Consider the following 19585-nt stretch of genomic DNA (forward strand, 5'->3'; position numbering starts at 1 on the left):
CGAGCATCCATGAACCGGCTCCTGCCCGTCCGCTCCTGACCGGGGCGGGCGGGCAACTCGGGCTGCAATGACCCGGGCGCTCTACAAAGCGCGCTTCGCGGTGCTTGCGCACGATGACAAAGAAGATCCGGTGCGGTTCCAGGGCAAACTGACCGCCAGCGCCTGTGGCACACCGATTGGCCGACGCTGCCCTGCGTACAACCCGCTATCTGGATCACGAAGACGGACCAGCCCACGAAGATCTCCCCGGATCTGATCGCGCCGCTTGCCAGCCACGGCGAAGGGCGAGGGCCGCAGCACCACACCCGGCAGCCCGGTGCCGTCTTTCAGCGTAACCTGCTGCGGCGCAGCGCTATTCCTCGACCGTCTCGCCGCTGCCGCCGAAATCCGCCGGAAAATCTTTGAACTTGGGCAGCCCGTCCTTCATCGGCAGAACCGTCTCGGCATAGTTCACATGCACCCCCGGCTGAAACTCGACCGAGGGCACCGTCGCCGCGTAGACGTCGACCAGCCCGAGCCCCGGGTGGTCCGTCATCACGTGCCCGCCGCAGTCGGTGCAATACTGCCGCCCGCTGTTTTCGGTTTTCATGAAACGCGCCAACCTGTCTTCGCCTCGCGTCACCCGGACGTTTTCCGGCTTCCACAGGGTAAATGCATTGACCGGCCCCGCCGACCAGGCGCGGCAGGACGCACAGTGGCAGTATCCCATGCCCTCCGGCGCCCCCGTCACCTCGATCGCAACCGCGCCGCAGAAGCATTCTCCAACATGTTTTGTCATATTTAGTCCCCTTCCTATCAATGAAAACTCACTTGCTTTCAAAACTCACACAAAACGTTCCTTTAGGGCCGCCTGGCCAGGTTCCCCCGACCAAACGACCCGAAAAGGTCGCGCCCTCAACCACCAACCGGCTTGTAGGACGCACGCCCCGCCTTGGCCGCAGTCATGGCGGCCATCGCCTCCTTGCTGGTCATCAGCTTGGTGGTGGCGCCCCCGGCCATGGTGCCCGAGGCCCCGACCACCAGCGCGCAGGCCGCCATGACCTCGTCACTGGGCGCTTCGATCAGGGCAATCACATCCTCTTCCCCGAAACAGAAGAACAGGTGATGCAGCTTGGCCCCCATCGCCGACATCATCTCGCCGGCGATCTTCTCGCGGTCCTGGGGCTCGTCGACCAGGGCGCGCAGGGCATCGGTGCTGTAACGACCGTGGAACAGATAAAATGACATGTCTTGACCTCCCAAATGTGTTGGACAGGCCTTGCCTTGTGAAACCCGACAATTCTGCGATTGTGCCCCCTGATCCTATCACGAAAACCGGCTTCGGTCAGCCGCCTGCCCGCCGACCGGCGCCCCCCTGCCGAGAATGACCGCCATGCCCGCCCCCATGACCGCCGATCAGATCATCGAGAAACTGCGCCTCTCTCCCCATCCCGAAGGCGGGTACTATCGTCAGACCTGGGTGGAAGAAAACAGCGCGGGGCGCCCCAGCGGAACCTGCATCTATTTCCTGCTGAAAGCAGGCGAGACAAGCCACTGGCACCGGGTCGACGCGACCGAAATCTGGCTCTACCACGCCGGGGCGCCGCTGGTTCTCTCCCTGGCCGAAAGCGCCGAAGGTCCGAAGATCGACCAGCTGCTGACCCCGGATCTCACGAAAGGCCAGCCGCAGTTGGTCGTGCCCAAGCACCACTGGCAGGCCGCGCGCACCACAGGCGACCACACGCTGGTCAGTTGCACCGTCTCCCCGGGCTTCCAGTTCGAAGGCTTTACCCTTGCGCCCCCGGGCTTCGACATCTCCTGAAGCCGGCGCGCCCTTTATCTTGCCAAAAATATCCCGGGGGAGGCACGCAAGTGCCGGGGGCAGCGCCCCCACCCCGCCCCGGCCCCGGGGCGCAGCCGAGGCATCACGGGTGCCGGAGGCACTCCTTTTTCCAGTCCTCAGCCGTCCAGCAGAACCGCCGAGACCGGCGCCATGGCCACCGATTTCACCCGGTTGCCCAGGCTCCATTCGATCAGCGCCTTCAGCGTCTCGGGCCGTGCATGGCCGCGCAGGATCACCCCGCGTTCCTGACGTGCCTTGAAGGCGGCATTGTCCAGAAAACGGCGGATTACCGCGGCTGTCTGACCGTCATTGTCCAGTTCGCGGAACACCAGCCCGGCCGGCACGCCGGCCTTCAGCGCGCTCTTGTGCCCGGTGTTCAGTCCCTGTGGCTGCGACACCAACCCGTGGCCGCCTTCGACCAGCACCTGTGCCACCTGGGCCGCCGTCGTGCCGGAGGCCTGGAAGCTTTCGTCCACCTGCAGCCCGACCGCATCGGCCAGAAACCCCGAATAGCCCTGCAAAGTCACCTCGGCATCAACAGGTTTTGCGCCTTCCGGCAGGGTGATCGAGATCAGGACCTCCGCCCCGGCACCGCGATAGAAGGCGATTGCCTCGGCCGCGTCCGGCTGTTCCGCCGTGACAATGAAGCTGACCGGGAATGGCAGGTTAGCCAGATCGCCCAGCCCCGCGCGGGTTTCGGGATCGTCAACCAGCATCACGGCCATCATCGGCAGGCCTGCGGGTCGATCGAACGCAACCGCATTGCGTTCGATCGCCAGCGGTGAGATCGCAGCGACAGCGGGGGGCTGCCCGGCTTCTGCTTCGTCGTCTCCGATGGTCGGCAGGCGGTCGGTGGTCACGTTCGGGGCCAGATTGCCAATCGGGGCCAGCGGATCGCTTTTCACGCGCGCCGAAGCGGGCGGCTCGCTGCTTTCAGGCGCGGCAGGCGGCTGGTCCGGTTCCTCCAGCGTGGAGGGTGTCACGGCGGGAGGGCCGGCCCCCTCAGCGGCGGGCAGGCTGGCACCGGATTCGCTTTCCGGCGCCGTGCCGGCAGAGAGCGCCGGGTCCAGGGCCGCCTCGGTCTGCGGCAGTGGCGTCGGGCTGGGAGCGGCCTCTCCCGCCGCGGGCGCCGTCTGCGGAGCCCCCGTCCCCGGCGCGGCGGGAGCCTGATCCGGGCGCGACGTTTCCGATTCGCCTTCAACCCCGGTTGGCCGGCTGTCAGGTTCCGGCGCCGGGTCGATCGCCTCGCCCGCAGCCTGGTCGGCATCGGGCTGGGCATCGGACGTTTCGGGCTGTGCCGGGGCGGGTGCGGGCGCTGGTGCCGGTACGGGCGCAGGTGCAGGCGTCGGGACGCGTTCCGCATCGGCTGCCGGTTGCGGCAGCGGGTCCGGTTCGGCATCGGGGGCAGGCTCGGGCGTGGGTTCCGGCGCCGTCTCGGCGGGCGCTGCGGCGATGTCCACAGCCGCGGGTTCCCCTGCCGCCTCCCTCTCTGGCGTGGTGATCGGCGCCTCGGCGATCTCATCGCCCCCCGGCTTTGGAAGATCCACCGGCCCGTTGACTACCGACAGGGTTGCGAGCCCCAGCCCGCCGACCACAGCCCCGCTCACAATGCCTGCAAAAATGCCGCGTGCCACGCGCACCTCCATCACTTCCTGCCGCGATTCCTGTCCGCCTGCTCTTGACCCTCGGCGGCGCCTCTGAACATGTATAGCCCGACCGCCCGCAGACGTAACCCCCATTGGCGAAAGGCCGCACGTATGATCCTGCTGATCGACAACTATGACAGCTTTACCTACAATCTTGTCCATTATCTGGGCGAATTGGGGGCGGATGTTCAGGTCCATCGCAATGACGCGCTGGACGTGCAACAGGCCATAGCGCTGAACCCCGATGGCATCCTTCTGTCCCCCGGCCCCTGTGACCCGGACCAGGCGGGCATCTGCCTGGCCCTGACCGAGGCCGCGGCCGAAACCGGGACCCCGCTGATGGGAGTCTGCCTGGGGCATCAGACCATCGGCCAGGCCTTCGGCGGCAAGGTGGTGCGCGCGGGCGAGATCGTGCATGGCAAGATGGGCACGATCCACCATGAAGGCGGTGGCGTGTTCAAGGGCCTGCCGAGCCCGCTGGAAGGCACGCGTTACCATTCGCTGATCGTCGAACGCGAAAACCTGCCCGACTGCCTGGAGATCACCGCCTGGCTGGACGACGGCACGATCATGGGCCTCAGCCACAAGACGCTGCCGATACACGGCGTGCAGTTCCATCCCGAAAGCATCCGGTCCGAACACGGCCACGCGATGTTGCAGAACTTCCTGGACAGCGTGAAGGAACCGGCATGAGCGACGCGATGAAACCCCTGATCTTTGCCGCCTCCGAGGGCCCGCTTTCCCGCGCCCAGGCCGAGGCCGCCTTCGAGGAACTGTTCGAGGGACGCGCAACCCCCGCCCAGATCGCGGGGCTCCTGATGGCCATGCGCGCCCGCGGCGAGGCCGTGGCCGAATACGCTGCCGCCGCCGCCGTCATGCGCGCCAAATGCACGCCCGTGAAGGCGCCCGAAGGCGCGATGGACATCGTCGGCACCGGCGGGGACGGTATGGGCACGCTGAACATCTCGACCGCCACCGCCTTCGTGGTCGCGGGCGCGGGGGTGCCGGTGGCCAAGCACGGCAACCGCAACCTGTCGTCGAAATCCGGCGCGGCGGATGCTCTGGGCCAGATGGGTGTCGAGGTGATGGTCGGCGCCGATGTGGTCGAAAAGGCGCTGGCCGAGGCGGGGATCGGCTTCATGATGGCGCCGATGCACCACCCAGCAATGAAACATGTCATGCCGGTGCGCCAAGAGCTGGGCTGCAAGACCATCTTCAACATCCTGGGTCCCCTGACGAACCCGGCAGGCGCGAAACGCCAGCTGACCGGCACCTTCGCCCCCGACCTGATCTTCCCGATGGCGGAAACCCTGCAGACCCTGGGCTCGGAAAAAGCCTGGCTGGTGCATGGTTCCGACGGCACCGATGAAGTCGCGATTACCGGCCCCACCGCCGTCGCTGCGCTGGAGGGTGACAGGATTGAAGCCCGCGAAATCCACCCCGAGGACGCGGGCCTGCCGGTGCATCCGCTTGCCGCGATAATGGGCGGTACGCCCGAAGAAAACGGCGTCGCTTTCCGCGCGCTTCTGAACGGTGAAAAGGGGGCCTATCGCGATGCGGTCCTGCTGAACGCCGCCTGTGCGCTGGTGGTGGCCGACAAGGCCGACAGCCTGACGCAAGGGGTCGAAATGGCCGCCGAAAGCATCGACAGCAGCGAAGCGTTGAAACGCATCCAGATTCTCGCCAAGGTGACGTCGGGCGCATGACACCACAGGGGATCGGCGCCTGGGGTGAGCTGCCCTTCTTCACCGACCACTGGCCGGGCATCGCCCGCGCCCTGGGCGGCGAAACCCGCCAGATCCTGCCGCCGGACGCGGACCGCTTTCGCGCGTTGGAACTGACCCGGCCCGAGGACACCCGCGTGGTGATCCTGGGCCAGGACCCCTACCCCACGCCGGGTGACGCCAACGGGCTGGCCTTTTCGGTCTCGCCCGGCACCCCCCTGCCCCGATCGCTCAGGAACATCTTTGCCGAGCTGGAAACCGACCTGGGCCAGTTGCGCCTGGACGGAGACCTGTCCGATTGGGCGTGCCAGGGGGTGCTGCTTCTGAATACCTCGCTCTCCGTGCCCGCGGGCGAAGCCAACGCGCACAAAAAACTGGGCTGGGACCATCTGGTGCGCCAGGTGCTGGACCATGTGTCAAAACGCCCCACCGCCTTCGTGCTCTGGGGCAACAACGCACAGAAGCTCGGCAAGTTCATCCAACCCGGGGGCCACCTTATGGTGGAAACCGCCCATCCCTCGCCCCTATCGGCGCGGCGCGGCTTTTTCGGCTCGCGCCCGTTTTCAAGGGTGAACGAATGGCTTACAGACAGGGGCGACAGCCCGATTGACTGGTGACAACATGACCCAAACCGTTCTGGACAAGATCAAGGCCTACAAGCTCGAAGACGTGGCCGCTCGCAAGGCTTCCCGCCCGCTTTCCGAGGTTGAGGCCGCCGCCCGTGACGCCTCCGCGACCCGGGGCTTTGCCAAGGCCCTGCAGGAGGCCGCCAGGACCGGGTACGGCCTGATTGCCGAGGTCAAGAAGGCGAGTCCGTCCAAGGGGCTCATCCGCCCCGATTTCGATCCGCCCGCGATTGCCAGGGCTTACGAGGCCGGCGGGGCCACCTGCCTGTCTGTCCTGACCGATACGCCCAGTTTCCAGGGGGCTGACGAATTCCTTGTCGCCGCCCGCGAGGCGACCGGGCTGCCCGCCCTGCGCAAAGATTTCATGTATGATACCTACCAGGTCGCCGAGGCGCGTGCCCTGGGCGCGGACTGCATCCTGATCATCATGGCGTCCGTTGAGGACGCTCAGGCGCAAGAGCTTGAGGATGCAGCGTTTTCCTGGGGCATGGATGTGCTGGTTGAGGTCCATGACGAAGAGGAACTGGACCGCGCCCGCGCCCTGAAATCTCCGCTTCTGGGTGTGAACAACCGAAACCTCAAGACCTTTGAGACCACGCTCGACACCACCCGCCGCCTGTCGAAACTGGCCGATCCGGGGCGCACGCTGGTCTGTGAAAGCGGGCTTTTCACACCCGAGGATCTGTCCGACATGGCCGCATATAACGCCCGCGTCTTCCTGATCGGCGAAAGCCTGATGCGCCAGGACGATGTCGAGGCCGCCACCCGCAACCTTCTTGCCAATCCGGTACCCGCATGACCAACTCGCCGCTCACCCATTTCGACGACCAGGGCCAGGCCCATATGGTCGATGTCTCCGACAAACCCCTGACCTCCCGCGTCGCAGTGGCCGAGGGATTCGTGAAAATGACGCCGGAAACCCTCGCTCTGGTCACGTCCGGCTCCGCCAGGAAGGGCGACGTGCTGGGCATCGCGCGTATCGCAGGTATCATGGGATGCAAAAAGACCGCCGAGCTGATCCCGCTCTGCCATCCCCTGCCGATCACCAAGGTCGCGCTGGAGCTGGAACCGGTCGATACCTTGCCCGGTGTACGCATCGTCGCCACGGTCAAGACCGGCGGGCAGACCGGCGTCGAGATGGAGGCGCTGACCGCTGTTTCCACCGCCGCGCTGACCGTCTATGACATGCTGAAAGCCGCCGAAAAAGGCATGGAGATCAAGGATATCCGCCTTCTGCACAAGGAAGGTGGCAAATCTGGCACCTGGAAGGCCGACACATGATCCCCGTCTCGCAAGCGCTGGAAAATGTCCTGTCTCTGGTCGCCCCGCTGGGCACCGAGACGATCCCGCTGGCCCGGGCCGCGGGCCGCACTCTGGCCCGACCTGTTACCGCCACGCGGATGCAACCACCCTTTGCCGCCTCCGCCATGGATGGCTACGCGCTGAACGGGGTCGAGGCCGACCCGGAAGCGCAGTTCATGGTGATCGGCGAAAGTGCCGCTGGTGACGGGTTCGGCGGCCGCGTCGGCCCGGGCCAATGCGTGCGCATCTTTACCGGCGCGCCCCTGCCTGAGGGCACTGATCGCGTGATCATCCAGGAGGATGTGGAACGTCAGGGCAACCTGATCACGCTTGGTCGCAAGCTTGACAAGGGACCGCATGTGCGCCCGGCGGGCGACGACTTCGCCCCCGGCGATACGCTGGACGCGCCGCGCGTGCTGACCCCCACCGACCTGGCCCTGATCGCCTCGATGAACGTGCCCGAGGTCGACGTCACGCGCAAGCCTTCGGTCGCGCTGCTGGCCACCGGCGACGAGCTGGTCATGCCCGGCGAAGAGCCCGGCCCGGACCAGATCATCGCTTCCAATTCCTTCGGGTTGAAAGCCATGGTCGAAGCCGTGGGCGCCGAAGGCCGCATGTTGCCCATCGCCCGCGACAATGCCGACAGCCTGCGCGCGGCGTTCGAACTGGCGCAGGACGCGGACCTGATTGTCACCATCGGCGGCGCTTCGGTGGGCGACCGCGACCTGGTCGGCCCAGTGGCCGCCGAAATGGGCATGGAGCAGAGTTTCTACAAGGTGCGCATGCGCCCGGGCAAGCCTTTGATGGCAGGCACCTTGGCCCGGACACCGATGCTGGGCCTGCCGGGAAACCCGGTATCTTCAATGGTTTGCGCCCATGTCTTCCTGCAACCGATGATCCGCGCCATGCTGGGCCAGGGCAAGGCACCTGCCCCGCGTCGCGTAGCCCGGCTGACCGCCCCCATCACCCCGAACGGCCCTCGCGAACACTACATGCGCGCGGTGGTGGACGGGTCCGGCATTCGCGCACTGGACCGCCAGGATTCGGCGCTTCTGACCGTGCTTTCCCAGGCCAACGCGCTGATGATCCGCCCGGTCGAGGATCCGGCCCGCGACGTCGGCGACGAGGTGGAATACCTCACCTTCTGATTGAGTCCCGCGCGGAACCCGGCACCAAGCCCGTTGACACAAAACGAGAACGCGCGTAGAACAAGCCTTGAACACCCTCATCAGACGGGGGACCAGCAGGCGACACACCGGGCCATGTGATCCGGCGGCGTTTGAGGGTACGAAACGCGACAGGGTTTGGAGGATCGAGCATGCTGACCCGCAAGCAACTGGATTTGCTGGAATTCATCCACAAACGCATCCAGCGCGACGGGGTGCCCCCCTCGTTCGACGAGATGAAGGACGCGCTGGACCTGCGCTCCAAGTCGGGCATTCACCGGCTGATCACGGCGCTGGAGGAACGCGGCTTCATCCGCCGCCTCGCGCACCGCGCCCGCGCGATCGAAATCGTGAAACTGCCTGAAACGATCGAGGCGACCGGACGTGCCGGGTTCGCACCGCTGGTCATCAAGGGCGACCGCCCGGACGTGCCCCCCCCGGCCGGGGCCATGGCGCTGGAGGCCGCTGGTCTGAACGACCTGCCGCTGCTGGGCCGCATTGCCGCAGGGTCTCCGATCGAGGCGATCACCGACGGGGCCAGCCACGTGGCCGTGCCCGGCAGTATGCTGGGCGGCGCCGGAAAGCACTATGCGCTTGAAGTCAAAGGCGATTCAATGATCGACGCCGGGATCAACAATGGCGACGTGGTGGTCATACGCGAGACGAATTCGGCCGAAAATGGCGATATCGTCGTGGCCCAGGTCGATGGGTATGAAGCAACGCTGAAGCGCTTCCGCAAACAGGGCGACATGATCGCGCTGGAGGCGGCCAACCCGGCCTATGAGACCCGTCTGCTGCGCGAGGGCCAGGTCAAGGTGCAGGGCAAGCTGGTCGGGTTGATCCGCACCTACTGAGCTCCTCCGACATCATGAATCAGGGAATGCGGGGCGTTTGGCGCCCCGTTTTCATTGCACGACCCGTCCTCAGCGGGTCCAGATCCGGTCGCCGGAAACCTCCCGCGTGGCAACCACCCGCCACCCCGCCTCGGTGGCGTAAATGGCAAGTGGTCCCGTGACCGCCAGCGCCTTGCGATCCCAGACAGTGCACCCCGCAGGTGCTTCGGCCTCGCCGGCCAGGATCACCACCGCCCCTTCGGCACAGGCCTGACCGACCCGGCCCGCTGCACCGCGTCCGCTCAGATGGGCAACCAGTTGACCGTTCAGAACGATGCGCAGGTCGCCCTTTTCCCCATCGAACCCGGCGCGGGCGAAGGCTTCGGCCTGCTCGACAGGAGCACCGTCATTCTCCAACCAGCTGCGCGCGGCAAACCCTTCGCCACGGGGCTTGTTCAGAACCCGCCCCTCTGCGGTCATCACGCCAATCAGCCCGCCGCTGTTCGAAACCAACAGGTCGGGCCGTTCGGACAGGTTCCACAGCACGAAGCCAAGGGCCAACGGGCCGAATCCGATCACCCGCCCGCGCCCCTGCCAGAGGATCAGAATCAGCCCCCCGAGCGCGATCGCAGGGACCACGCCGGCCATCGGCGTGATCACATGTCCGATGGCGCCCTCCATGGATGAGACCTGCGCGGCGACGCCGAGGATCCAGCGAATTGCAGGCTCCATCCCGGCGAGCGGCAGCCAGGCAAGGCCGAACGGGGCCAGCAGCGCGGTGATCACCGCAAGCGGCATGACGAAGGCCCCCATCAACGGCACGGACAGCAGGTTGGCAATCAGGCCGAAATGGCTGACCTGGTTGAATTGCGCTGCCGCAAAGGGCGCGGTGGCCGCCCCTGCCACGACAGAGGAAATCACCACCGCCAGCACCGGTCGTGCCCAGCGGGGAGCCTGCCAGCCCTCCCAGTCGCGCAGCAGGCCAAATACGGCGACAAGGGCCGTGGTGGCCGAGAAAGACATCTGAAAACCCGGCTCGACCAAAGCCTGCGGGTGCAGGACCAGCACGATCAGCGCGGCCAGTGCCACGGAACGGATCGACAGGGCGCGCCGGTCGAAGAGCACAGCCGTGAACATGGCGGCCACCATGATGAAAGCGCGTTCGGTCGCGACATTTCCCCCCGACAGCGCAAGGTAGAAAGCCCCCGCCCCCATCGCCACCAGGGCGGCGATCTTCTTGGTTGGCCAGCGCAGGGCGGCATGGGGCACCGCGGCCAACAGCAGGCGCAGGGCGGCAAAGACAAACCCGGTCAGAAGACCCATATGCAGCCCGGAAATCGCCAGGAGATGCGCAAGGTTCGACCCGCGAAGGGCTGCGAGTGTCTCCTGCCCCATGCGCGAACGGTCGCCGGTCATGATCGCGGCGGCGAAGGCTCCGGGCTCTCCGGGCATGGTGGCACGTACCCATGCGGCAATTGACATGCGCAGCCGGTGGATGGCCAGCCCCGCGCGCCCCTCGGCGGCGGGCGCTAGCGCCAGCACCGGAACCCGGGTATATCCGACCGCTCCGATCTGGCGAAACCAGGCCATGCGCTGGAAATCAAACCCGCCCGGCTCCACCGGGCCTTGCGGGGCGGAAAGATGCGCGGTCATGGCCACCCGCAACCCGGGTTCGGGGGCGATCCAGCCCTGTTGACCATGCAGCGAGACCCGCACCCGCCTGGGCGTTTCGGACGGGGGCAGACCATCCAGGCGCACCTGGTCCAGCGTCAGGCGCACAGCGTCCGATTGCGAGCGGTCGATGATCACCACCCGCCCCTCGACCGCGCCGTAGTACCGAAAGCCCAGCTTGGGCGCGGCAAGGCTTCCCGCCTTTGCCCCGGCCAGCACCATCCCGCCCGAAATCAGCGCCAACCCCAGGAACACAGGCCCGAGCCCGTGCCAGAAGCGCCAGGCAAGCGCGGCTCCAAGCAACGTGAGCAACCCGAGCAGGATCCAGCCGCCAAAGGAGGGTTCACTGCGCAGAAGGAAATACCAGCCCACCCCGGTGCCCAGACAGACCGGTGCCCAGGGCAGCAGCCGTCCGCGGGCCCTGTCGACCCGCGCCTCGAGCCAAGTTCGGGGCGTCACTCTTGTCCTCTCCTCCGTCACGTTCTAGACCACTCCCAACGCTACGCGCAGCATGGTTTCCAAAAGGTTAACGCACATGAGCCAGACCCCAAGCCCCCCCCCGGTTGTCACCCGTTTCGCCCCCTCCCCGACGGGCTATCTGCACATTGGCGGCGCGCGGACCGCGCTGTTCAACTGGCTCTATGCCCGCGGGCGGGGCGGCAAGTTCCTCTTGCGCATCGAAGACACCGACCGCGCGCGCTCGACCCCGCAGGCCACGGCGGCGATCCTGAAGGGCATGGACTGGCTCGGGCTCGATCATGACGGTGAGGTGGTGAGCCAGTTCGAACGCGCCGACCGCCACGCCGAAGTGGCCCATGACATGCTGGCCAATGGCCATGCTTACAAGTGTTTCGCCACGCAGGAGGAAATCCAGGCCTTCCGCGAGGCGGCCCGGGCCGAGGGGAAATCGACCCTCTACCGCAGCCCCTGGCGCGATGCCGATCCCGCCAGCCACCCGGACGCCCCCTATGTGATCCGCCTGAAGGCGCCGCGCGACGGCGTGACCGAGATCCATGACGAGGTGCAGGGCAAAGTCACCATCCGCAACGATCAACTGGATGACATGATCTGCCTGCGCTCGGACGGAACCCCCACCTATATGCTGGCCGTTGTCGTCGATGACCATGACATGGGCGTGACCCATGTGATCCGGGGCGATGACCACCTGAACAATGCCGCGCGACAGACGCTGGTCTATCAGGCGATGGGCTGGGCCCTGCCGGTCTGGGCGCATATCCCCCTGATCCATGGCCCAGACGGCAAGAAATTGTCGAAACGCCATGGCGCGTTGGGGGTCGAGGAATACCAGGCGATGGGCTATCCAGCGCAGGCAATGCGCAATTACCTGGCGCGTCTGGGTTGGTCGCATGGCGATGACGAGGTCTTTACGGACGCCCAGGCGCTGGAGTGGTTCGACCTGTCGGGAATCGGCAAATCCCCGGCCCGGTTCGACTTCAAGAAGCTCGACAATATATCGGGTCAGCACCTGGCCATGATGGAAGACGCAGCCGTTCTGGCCGCGATCGAGGGGTTCCTGGCTGCGACCGATCAGCCCGCTTTGCAGTCGCAGCAAAAAGAAACGCTGACTGCAGCAATGTATTGCCTGAAAACCGCGGCAAAAACCCTTCCGCAACTCATTGAAAAAGCGCGATTTGCTCTGGTTTCACGCCCGCTTGACCGGGACGAGAAGGCCGACAGGGCCCTGGATGATGTATCCCGTAGTATACTGAAAGAATTGACGCCGCAGCTGCAAAATGGTAGCTGGGATCGCGACACGCTGGAGGGGTGCTGAACGGGCTCGCAGAGGCCCACGGAACCAAGTTCGGCAAGCTGGCTGCACCGCTGCGTGCCGCGCTTGCAGGACGGGCCGTGACCCCCAGCGTATTCGACATGATGCTGGTCCTCGGGCGCGAGGAAACGATCGCCCGACTGGAAGACGCATCGAACTGAGACACGACCCAGCCCAGCCGGGCCAGGAACAAGGACGAGAAGGGACAAGACATGGCAGAACAGACAGGAACCGCGAAACTCACTATTGGTGACAAGGAGCTCGATCTGCCGATGTATTCCCCAACGCTGGGGCCGGACGTGATCGATATTACCAAGCTCTATGCCCAGGGCGGCGTCTTTACCTACGACCCCGGCTACACCTCGACCGCGTCCTGCGATTCGACCATCACCTTCATCGATGGCAACAAGGGTGAACTGCTGCACCGCGGCTACCCGATCGACCAGCTGGCCATGAAATCGCACTACCTCGAAGTGTGCTACCTGCTGCTTTATGGAAACCTGCCGCTGGCCGCCGAACTGGAAGAATTCGAGCGCACCATCACGCGCCACACGATGATCCACGAACAGATGCACATGTTCTTCCGTGGTTTCCGTCGCGACGCGCACCCGATGGCCACCATGGTGGGCGTGGTCGGCGCGATGTCGGCCTTCTATCACGACTCGACCGACATTTCGGACCCGCGTCAGCGCGAGGTCGCCTCGCATCGCCTGATCGCCAAGATGCCGACCATCGCCGCGATGGCCTACAAGTATTCGATCGGCCAGCCGTTCATCTATCCAAAGAACTCCCTGGATTATGCCTCCAACTTCCTGCACATGTGCTTCTCGGTTCCGGCCGAGGATTACGAGGTGAACCCGATCCTGGCCCGCGCCATGGACCGCATCTTTACCCTGCACGCCGACCACGAGCAGAACGCCTCGACCTCGACCGTGCGCCTGGCCTCGTCCTCGGGTGCCAACCCGTTTGCCTGTATCGCCGCCGGCATCGCCTGCCTCTGGGGTCCGGCCCACGGTGGCGCCAACCAGGCCTGTCTGGAGATGCTGAAGGAGATCGGCTCGGTCGATCGCATCCCGGAATTCCTGGCCCGCGCCAAGGACAAGAACGACCCGTTCCGCCTGATGGGCTTCGGCCACCGCGTCTACAAGAACACCGACCCGCGCGCGACCGTGCTGAAACAGTCGGCCGACGAGGTTCTGGAACTGCTGGGCGTCGAGGACAACCCGCTTCTGCAGGTCGCCAAGGAGCTGGAACAGACCGCCCTGAACGACCCCTATTTCATCGACAAGAAACTGTTCCCGAACGTCGATTTCTACTCGGGCATCATCCTGGAGGCGATGGGCTTCCCGACCTCGATGTTCACTCCGATCTTCGCGCTGTCGCGCACCGTGGGCTGGATCTCGCAGTGGAAGGAACAGCTGTCGGATCCGGCGCACAAGATCGGCCGCCCGCGCCAGCTCTACATGGGCGAGGCACAGCGCGACTACACGGATGTGGAAGAGCGCTGAGGCGCCCGACAACCGGACCGGAAAGCCGCCCCACGGGGCGGCTTTTCTTTTTCGGACAGGGGCATGTCCTGCGCTCTGACACCTGTACTCAAATGAAAAGGCCCCACCTAAGCGGGGCCCTATACATGTCTGCCTGCGAAGTCAGCGCCCTTCGAAACTCGGGCTCCGCTTTTCCAGAAACGCCATGACCCCTTCCGAGAAATCGTGAGATTTTCCGCATTCGCCCTGGGAATGCGCCTCCAGCGCCAGTTGGTCCTCGAGCGTATTGTCCAGCGAGGCACGGATCGCCTCGCGGATGCGGCGGAAGGCAAGCGTCGGGCCCTTGGCAAGGTAGTCGGCCCGGGCGTGCCAGTTGGCCTCAAAATCCTCGTCCGCCACGGCCTCCCAGATCAGCCCCCAGTCGGCGGCCTGCCGCGCTGTGATCTTTTCGGCAAACAGCGCCGCCCCCATGGCCTTGGCGAAGCCCATGGTGCGCGGCATCCAATAGGTGCCGCCGGCGTCGGGAATCAGGCCGATCTTGGCAAAGGCCTGCATGAAATAGGCGCTCTCCTTCGCGATCACCACATCTGCGGCCAGCGCGATGTTCGCCCCGGCGCCCGCGGTCGGGCCATTTACCGCGGCAATGATCGGGATCGGGCTTTGATAGATCGCGTCCAGGATCGGCTGGTATTCATCGCGCAGGGTGCGTTCCAGGTCAACATCGGCGGCATTGGCGCGGTCGCCAAGGTCCTGCCCGGAACAGAAGGCTTTCCCTTCGCCGGTCATGACCAGGGCACGGGCCTCTTCGCCCGCCGCCTTGACCGCATGGGCGATTTCGGCGCACATCTGTGTGTTCAGCGCATTGTACTTGTCGGGGCGGTTGAAAGTCAGTACCGCCAGCCCCTCGGTGATTTCGAGGCGAATCGTTTCGTAGTCCATCGGGTCCTCCCAAATTCCGCACCAGTATAACCGACCGTACGGACGGTTAAACCGGAACGCAGCGTTCTTTTGCGGTCTATTGGGTGCAGATGGGGGCGAAGGCGGAGGTGGACGGCGGTTCCAGCCCCTAGCCGCCCCAAAGGTTGAGCCGCGCCGGTCCCAAGGCCCGCGTCAGTCCTTCATCAATTCGTCCAGCCGGGCCTGTTCGCCCGCCGACAGGGCCCGGGCGGGTTCGGCCGCATTCGAGCGCCGACGAAGATAGGCGAGACCCGTCAGGGCGGCCAGAATGAACAGCACCGGCCCGGTGGCCCAGAGCAGCTTGTTCGCCCCTTCGGTCGTTGGCTTCATCAGCACGTATTCGCCGTAGCGCTCGACCACGAAATCCAGCACTTCCTGGTTGGTGTCCCCCTTGACCAGACGTTCACGCACCAGCAGGCGCAGGTCGCGGGCAATGGCGGCGTTGCTCTCGTCAATGTTTTCACCACGGCAGACCACGCAACGCAGCCCCTGCCCAAGCTCGCGGGCGCGCTGTTCCAGCACAGGGTCGTCCAGAACCTCGTCCGGATTTACCGCCAACGCCGGGCTGGCCAGCAGGACCAGGATCAGGCCCAGGGATGTCAAAACGCGTTTCATTCGGCGGGCACTCCCTGCATCGGGGCCTTGGCGCCGCCGACGGCGACACGGTAGCGGCGGTCGGACAGGCTGAAAAGCCCACCCAGCGCCATGAGGATGCAGCCAGCCCAGATCCAGCCTGTCAGAGGCTTGATGAAGGTGCGCACGGCAAAGCCGCCACCTTCCTGCGGATCACCGATCACCAGGTAGATGTCACGCCAGATCCCGTTCGAGATTGCGGCTTCCGTGGTCGGCATAGCCTGCACCGGGTAGAAACGCTTTTCCGGCGACAGACGGGTCACATGAACCCCGGTGCGCGTCACCAGTATGTCGGCCTTGGTCGAGATGTAGTTTGGCCCCTGTTCCTCGTAGACACGTTCCAGCGTGACGTCGTAGCCGGCCACCTGGTAGGTCTGGCCGACATTGGCCACGCGGATGTCCTCGACCTGCCAGGCCATCAACCCCGACACTCCGATGAAGGTTATACCCACGCCTACGTGGGCAATGGTCTTGCCCCAGTCGGCCCGTGGCAGGCGGCTCAGGCGCGAGAGACGGCTGGCGAGATTGCCGCGCCCGGTGCGGCTCATCTGGTCGATCATGGCGCCGATCACCAGCCAGGTGCCAAGCGCCAGGCCAATCGGCGCAAGGGCGGACTTCTGGCTCTGAATGGCCCAGACCAGCGCGCCCACGGCCACGGCCAGGGTCATCGCCGGAACAAGCGATTTGACCACCCGCTTCAGCCTGGCGCGTTTCCAGGGCAGCATGGCCCCGATCGGGAGGATCAGCGCCAGCACCACCATGAATGGGGTAAAGGCGGCCTCGAAGAAAGGTGCGCCGACGGACAGTTTGCGGCCCCAGAAGGCCTCGGCCACCAGTGGCCAGATCGTGCCAACAAAAACCACGATCGACGACACAGCCAGCAGGATGTTGTTGAACACCAGCGCGCTTTCCCGGCTGATCATGCCAAAGACCCCCTTTGCCTCCATCGTGTTGGCGCGGGCGGCAAACAGGGTCAGAGCACCGCCGATAAAGACCGCGAGGATGGCCAGGATGAACACGCCGCGTTCGGGGTCGGAGGCGAAGGCATGGACCGAGGTGATCACGCCCGATCGCACCAGGAAGGCGCCGATCAGCGAGAAACCGAAGGCGAGGATCGCCAGCAGGATGGTCCAGCTCTTCAGGCTCTCGCGCTTCTCGACCACGATGGCGGAATGCAGCAGCGCGGCGGCAAAGAGCCAGGGCATGAAAGAGGAGTTTTCTACCGGGTCCCAGAACCAGAACCCACCCCAGCCAAGCTCGTAATAGGCCCACCACGATCCCACGCCGATGCCGATGGTCAGGTTGATCCAGGCCGCCAGGGTCCAGGGGCGCACCCAGCGCCCCCAAGCGGCGTCGATGCGACCTTCGATCAGCGCAGCCACGGCGAAGGAGAAGGTCATCGAAAGCCCGACATAGCCCACGTAGAGGAATGGCGGGTGGAAGGCGAGGCCCGGATCCTGCAGCAGCGGGTTCAGGTCCTGCCCGTCAAACGGCGGCGTGGTCAGGCGAATGAACGGGTTCGAGGTGAACAGGATGAAACCCAGGAAAGCGACGCCAATCGCGCTCTGCACCGCCAGCACGCGGGCCTTCAGCCGCGGCGGAAGCCCGCCTCCGAACCAGGCGGCCATGGCGCCGAACAGCGCCACGATCAGCACCCACAGAAGCATCGAACCCTCGTGGTTGCCCCAGACGCCCGTCACCTTGTAGAGCATCGGCTTGGCGCTGTGGGAGTTCAGCGTGACGACCTGAAGCGAGAAGTCGGAGGTCACAAAAGCATAGGTCAGCGCCCCGAAGGAAAAGGTGATCAGCAGGAATTGCACTGTCGCGGCGGGCACCGCCACCGCCATCCAGTTGGTCCATCCCTTATGTGCCCCTACCAGGGGGACGATGGTCTGGACGATAGCCACGCCCAAAGCCAGAATCAGTGCAAAGTGGCCAAGTTCGGCAATCATGTTCGCGCTCACGTTCCGTGTTTCTGGCGCAACCATACGACAAGCGCGCCCCAAGGCCAATGGGGCGCGCTCTAATGTCACGGGATATTCAGAGCACGAAATAGATCGCGGCGGACAGGGTCACGGCACCCAGGATCGGCAGCAGAAACGCGGCGCCGTGCCAGCCGAAGGAGCGGTGAATCACGCTGAAATGCAGAACCGCGCCAACAAAGTAGAAACTGAGGAAATTGAACAGGATCGGACTGTCCACGGCCCAGAGCGGGTGATCCAGAACCGCGTAGAGCCACCACCAGCCCATCACCAGACCGGCACCCGACCAGCTGTAGGCCATGCCCAGAGCCAGGGGTGTCGCACGCTGCACATAAAGCCACAGGAAGGTGGCGGAAATCATCATGCACATCATTGTGATCGCGCCATATCCGATCTGGTAAACCACCTGGTAGCCGGCGACCTTGTAGCCGGCCTGAAGCACCAGGATCAGGATCACGGCGAGTGCGAATGCCTGTTTCATCTCTGCAAGACCTCCTTGACGGCGGCGTCCAATGCGGCGGCCGCTTCTTTGTTGCGGTCCAGCGCAGATTGCAGCCTGGCCCCACGGGCCATGCGCCGAAACCATTTGAAAAGCTTTGTAAAAACACCCATCTCAGCCTCCCTTTCCAGGCAGGCGTTCGCGGATGATCGTGGTGATCTCGATCAGGATGGAACTGTTCTTGTCCAGCACCGCGCGGGTCGCCTGATCCTTCTGCAGGTCGCGATAGAGAAGATAGAAGACCAGCGTGACCCAGGGGCCGTACTCGGCCACCAGCTTGAGGATGACGTCACTTCCCATCGCGCGCACTCCAGTCGTCCAGAGCAGGGTTCTCCTCGCGCCCTGCCCCGGTCTCCAGCGCCGCGAGGACCCGCAGGTTCTGCGTCACTTGTCCCGCGCGGGCCATGGTCTCGGTCAGCGAGCGCTGGAATGCCTGCCCCTTGGCCTGATGACGGGCGCCGAAATAGAAGCTGACGATCGCGCCCATCAGCCACCACAGCGGCTCCGGCACGAGGGCGATGCCCTGCATGCGGGCGGCAAACCATATCGGGTCGGCCATGGCCGCGATGAAAAGCCCCAGTGTGCCAAGGGCCAAGGCCGGGCGCGGCACGCGATTCAGCGCATCCATGAACCGGTCAAAGAGCCCCTGGCGCGGCAGCACGAATTCCTGCGTGAACTGTTCCAAGGCGGCAGCGCGAAAAGCTGCGTCCCGTGCGCCTGCGGCCTCGCGGTTCTCCAGAAAGACCTCGGCGGTCTCGCGCACCACGTTGCGGCCGCTGCCGAAGAGCAGGGCCAGAATCCCCTCGATCAACCCCATGCCGCGACCCGGGCGCGATGCTCGGCCTCCGTCAGGTGGTACCTGGGCGAAATGAACTCTTCCGCCCGTTTGATCCAGCCACCCTTGCCACCATCGCGGCGACGGGCGTATTTGCGGCTGGAGGGGCGGTTGTCGGCCAGGCGGTAGTAGAAGTTGCGCCGCTCGATCCCATAGGCATCGGCGATGTGATCGGGGGCCTCGTCATGGGCGATGCGGCTGGCGGTCAGGGTCTGGGGTCCTATCACCCCATCAACGGCCACTGGTTGCCCCATTTTGCGAAGCAGCTTTTGAAGAACGCGAACAGCCCCGGCTCCCGCATTCACATACATGTCGAAGACGGAGGGTTGCAGCGCCTCGGGCAATTCGCCAATGCGCGGGCGCTCGAAATAATACGTGATGATGATGTCACGCGCCTGATCCCGGGTCAGGCGTTTCACGTCGGCCGGCGTGACCCTGCCGTCACCGGTCAGGTCCAGGCCGAGCCTGCGCATGGTGCGGATGGTGACGCCGAAATTGGTGGCGCCGCCCGGGTCATCCGGGTCGTTTACATAACCGCCTTCGCGGTCGATGATCTCGTCTGCAATGTCGGAAACGGATTTCATCAGGGCCTTCCCCCGTGTGGAAATTCACG

20 protein-coding genes and 1 pseudogene are annotated in these 19585 nt (G+C 65.1%); 10 read left to right on the forward strand and 11 right to left on the reverse strand.

Annotation, left to right across the window (positions count from 1 at the left end):
* Positions 1 to 352: 352 nt before the first annotated feature.
* Positions 353 to 778, reverse strand: coding sequence for a GFA family protein (locus tag Q1V43_RS12160; protein WP_300518278.1), 426 nt, complete (start codon positions 776 to 778; stop codon positions 353 to 355).
* 116 nt (positions 779 to 894) lie between these two features.
* Complete coding sequence (locus Q1V43_RS12165) at positions 895 to 1227, reverse strand: GYD domain-containing protein (protein ID WP_300518281.1); 333 nt, start codon at positions 1225 to 1227, stop codon at positions 895 to 897.
* A 145-nt stretch (positions 1228 to 1372) separates the two neighbouring features.
* Between Q1V43_RS12165 and Q1V43_RS12170 the strand changes: the two genes are divergently transcribed.
* The gene (locus tag Q1V43_RS12170) at positions 1373 to 1801 is read left to right on the forward strand and encodes a cupin domain-containing protein (protein ID WP_300518283.1); all 429 of its coding nucleotides are present in this window, start codon (positions 1373 to 1375) and stop codon (positions 1799 to 1801) included.
* A 137-nt stretch (positions 1802 to 1938) separates the two neighbouring features.
* On the opposite strand, the gene Q1V43_RS12175 is transcribed toward Q1V43_RS12170, so the two are convergent.
* Positions 1939 to 3456 (reverse strand): divergent polysaccharide deacteylase family protein, encoded by a 1518-nt coding sequence (locus Q1V43_RS12175; protein ID WP_300518285.1) that lies wholly within the window; start codon positions 3454 to 3456, stop codon positions 1939 to 1941.
* Positions 3457 to 3579: 123 nt separating this feature from the next.
* On the opposite strand from Q1V43_RS12175, the gene Q1V43_RS12180 reads away from it, so the two are divergent.
* The 7 genes from Q1V43_RS12180 (at position 3580) to lexA (ending at position 9140) form a co-directional block, all read left to right on the forward strand.
* Positions 3580 to 4161, forward strand: coding sequence for an aminodeoxychorismate/anthranilate synthase component II (locus Q1V43_RS12180; RefSeq protein WP_300518287.1), 582 nt, complete (start codon positions 3580 to 3582; stop codon positions 4159 to 4161).
* A complete protein-coding gene (trpD, locus tag Q1V43_RS12185; RefSeq protein WP_300518289.1) occupies positions 4158 to 5174 on the forward strand; it encodes an anthranilate phosphoribosyltransferase in 1017 nt (338 codons plus the stop codon). Before Q1V43_RS12180 ends, trpD begins: the two co-directional genes overlap by 4 nt.
* Entirely contained in the window at positions 5171 to 5809 is a 639-nt protein-coding gene (locus Q1V43_RS12190) for a uracil-DNA glycosylase (RefSeq protein ID WP_300518291.1), read from the forward strand. The genes trpD and Q1V43_RS12190 overlap by 4 nt, the downstream gene beginning before the upstream one ends.
* Before the next feature lie 4 nt (positions 5810 to 5813).
* Entirely contained in the window at positions 5814 to 6617 is an 804-nt protein-coding gene (gene trpC / locus Q1V43_RS12195) for an indole-3-glycerol phosphate synthase TrpC (protein ID WP_300518292.1), read from the forward strand.
* Positions 6614 to 7099 carry a cyclic pyranopterin monophosphate synthase MoaC gene (moaC, locus tag Q1V43_RS12200; RefSeq protein ID WP_300518293.1) on the forward strand — a complete coding sequence of 162 codons (486 nt, stop codon included), beginning with the start codon at positions 6614 to 6616 and terminating at the stop codon, positions 7097 to 7099. The genes trpC and moaC overlap by 4 nt, the downstream gene beginning before the upstream one ends.
* On the forward strand, positions 7096 to 8268 hold the full coding sequence (glp, locus tag Q1V43_RS12205; protein ID WP_300518295.1) for a gephyrin-like molybdotransferase Glp: 1173 nt from the start codon (positions 7096 to 7098) through the stop codon (positions 8266 to 8268). Before moaC ends, glp begins: the two co-directional genes overlap by 4 nt.
* 170 nt (positions 8269 to 8438) lie before the next feature.
* On the forward strand, positions 8439 to 9140 hold the full coding sequence (gene lexA / locus Q1V43_RS12210) for a transcriptional repressor LexA (protein ID WP_300518298.1): 702 nt from the start codon (positions 8439 to 8441) through the stop codon (positions 9138 to 9140).
* A 69-nt stretch (positions 9141 to 9209) separates the two neighbouring features.
* Here lexA and Q1V43_RS12215 read toward each other — a convergent pair whose 3' ends face one another.
* The gene (locus Q1V43_RS12215; RefSeq protein ID WP_300518300.1) at positions 9210 to 11249 is read right to left on the reverse strand and encodes a ComEC/Rec2 family competence protein; all 2040 of its coding nucleotides are present in this window, start codon (positions 11247 to 11249) and stop codon (positions 9210 to 9212) included.
* A gap of 76 nt (positions 11250 to 11325) precedes the next feature.
* Between Q1V43_RS12215 and gltX the strand changes: the two are divergent.
* Both gltX and gltA read left to right on the forward strand, forming a co-directional pair.
* Positions 11326 to 12740: pseudogene (gltX, locus tag Q1V43_RS12220) on the forward strand (glutamate--tRNA ligase).
* 51 nt (positions 12741 to 12791) lie between these two features.
* Complete coding sequence (gene gltA, locus Q1V43_RS12225; RefSeq protein ID WP_300518302.1) at positions 12792 to 14087, forward strand: citrate synthase; 1296 nt, start codon at positions 12792 to 12794, stop codon at positions 14085 to 14087.
* 141 nt (positions 14088 to 14228) lie between these two features.
* On the opposite strand, the gene Q1V43_RS12230 is transcribed toward gltA, so the two are convergent.
* The 7 genes from Q1V43_RS12230 to Q1V43_RS12260 all read right to left on the reverse strand — a co-directional run bounded on the left by Q1V43_RS12230 (position 14229) and on the right by Q1V43_RS12260 (position 19556).
* Positions 14229 to 15005 (reverse strand): enoyl-CoA hydratase-related protein, encoded by a 777-nt coding sequence (locus Q1V43_RS12230; RefSeq protein WP_300518305.1) that lies wholly within the window; start codon positions 15003 to 15005, stop codon positions 14229 to 14231.
* Positions 15006 to 15176: 171 nt separating this feature from the next.
* A complete protein-coding gene (locus tag Q1V43_RS12235; protein WP_300518307.1) occupies positions 15177 to 15638 on the reverse strand; it encodes a cytochrome c-type biogenesis protein in 462 nt (153 codons plus the stop codon).
* On the reverse strand, positions 15635 to 17608 hold the full coding sequence (locus Q1V43_RS12240; RefSeq protein WP_300518358.1) for a heme lyase CcmF/NrfE family subunit: 1974 nt from the start codon (positions 17606 to 17608) through the stop codon (positions 15635 to 15637). Before Q1V43_RS12240 ends, Q1V43_RS12235 begins: the two co-directional genes overlap by 4 nt.
* Before the next feature lie 88 nt (positions 17609 to 17696).
* Positions 17697 to 18119, reverse strand: a complete 423-nt coding sequence (locus Q1V43_RS12245) for a hypothetical protein (protein ID WP_300518309.1) — start codon at positions 18117 to 18119, stop codon at positions 17697 to 17699.
* Positions 18120 to 18251: 132 nt separating this feature from the next.
* Positions 18252 to 18437: a hypothetical protein gene (locus tag Q1V43_RS12250; protein WP_300518311.1), complete on the reverse strand. Its 186-nt coding sequence runs from the start codon at positions 18435 to 18437 to the stop codon at positions 18252 to 18254.
* Positions 18427 to 18954, reverse strand: a complete 528-nt coding sequence (locus Q1V43_RS12255; protein ID WP_300518314.1) for a holin family protein — start codon at positions 18952 to 18954, stop codon at positions 18427 to 18429. The genes Q1V43_RS12250 and Q1V43_RS12255 overlap by 11 nt, the downstream gene beginning before the upstream one ends.
* Entirely contained in the window at positions 18945 to 19556 is a 612-nt protein-coding gene (locus Q1V43_RS12260) for a holin-associated N-acetylmuramidase (protein ID WP_300518315.1), read from the reverse strand. Before Q1V43_RS12260 ends, Q1V43_RS12255 begins: the two co-directional genes overlap by 10 nt.
* Positions 19557 to 19585: the final 29 nt, after the last annotated feature.

Origin of the sequence: Aliiroseovarius sp. (genome assembly GCF_030148435.1) — a bacterium.
In the GTDB taxonomy this organism is placed as follows: Bacteria; Pseudomonadota; Alphaproteobacteria; order Rhodobacterales; family Rhodobacteraceae; genus JASBTN01.

Bases quoted from the DNA above. Each gene is read 5' to 3' on its own strand.
- Q1V43_RS12160 (WP_300518278.1), bottom strand. From the start codon at position 778: ATGACAAAACATGTTGGAGAATGCTTCTGCGGCGCGGTTGCGATCGAG.
- Q1V43_RS12165 (WP_300518281.1), bottom strand. From the start codon at position 1,227: ATGTCATTTTATCTGTTCCACGGTCGTTACAGCACCGATGCCCTGCGC.
- Q1V43_RS12170 (WP_300518283.1), top strand. From the start codon at position 1,373: ATGCCCGCCCCCATGACCGCCGATCAGATCATCGAGAAACTGCGCCTC.
- Q1V43_RS12180 (WP_300518287.1), top strand. From the start codon at position 3,580: ATGATCCTGCTGATCGACAACTATGACAGCTTTACCTACAATCTTGTC.
- trpD (WP_300518289.1), top strand. From the start codon at position 4,158: ATGAGCGACGCGATGAAACCCCTGATCTTTGCCGCCTCCGAGGGCCCG.
- Q1V43_RS12190 (WP_300518291.1), top strand. From the start codon at position 5,171: ATGACACCACAGGGGATCGGCGCCTGGGGTGAGCTGCCCTTCTTCACC.
- trpC (WP_300518292.1), top strand. From the start codon at position 5,814: ATGACCCAAACCGTTCTGGACAAGATCAAGGCCTACAAGCTCGAAGAC.
- moaC (WP_300518293.1), top strand. From the start codon at position 6,614: ATGACCAACTCGCCGCTCACCCATTTCGACGACCAGGGCCAGGCCCAT.
- glp (WP_300518295.1), top strand. From the start codon at position 7,096: ATGATCCCCGTCTCGCAAGCGCTGGAAAATGTCCTGTCTCTGGTCGCC.
- lexA (WP_300518298.1), top strand. From the start codon at position 8,439: ATGCTGACCCGCAAGCAACTGGATTTGCTGGAATTCATCCACAAACGC.
- gltA (WP_300518302.1), top strand. From the start codon at position 12,792: ATGGCAGAACAGACAGGAACCGCGAAACTCACTATTGGTGACAAGGAG.
- Q1V43_RS12230 (WP_300518305.1), bottom strand. From the start codon at position 15,005: ATGGACTACGAAACGATTCGCCTCGAAATCACCGAGGGGCTGGCGGTA.
- Q1V43_RS12235 (WP_300518307.1), bottom strand. From the start codon at position 15,638: ATGAAACGCGTTTTGACATCCCTGGGCCTGATCCTGGTCCTGCTGGCC.
- Q1V43_RS12240 (WP_300518358.1), bottom strand. From the start codon at position 17,608: ATGATTGCCGAACTTGGCCACTTTGCACTGATTCTGGCTTTGGGCGTG.
- Q1V43_RS12245 (WP_300518309.1), bottom strand. From the start codon at position 18,119: ATGAAACAGGCATTCGCACTCGCCGTGATCCTGATCCTGGTGCTTCAG.
- Q1V43_RS12250 (WP_300518311.1), bottom strand. From the start codon at position 18,437: ATGGGAAGTGACGTCATCCTCAAGCTGGTGGCCGAGTACGGCCCCTGG.
- Q1V43_RS12255 (WP_300518314.1), bottom strand. From the start codon at position 18,954: ATGGGGTTGATCGAGGGGATTCTGGCCCTGCTCTTCGGCAGCGGCCGC.
- Q1V43_RS12260 (WP_300518315.1), bottom strand. From the start codon at position 19,556: ATGAAATCCGTTTCCGACATTGCAGACGAGATCATCGACCGCGAAGGC.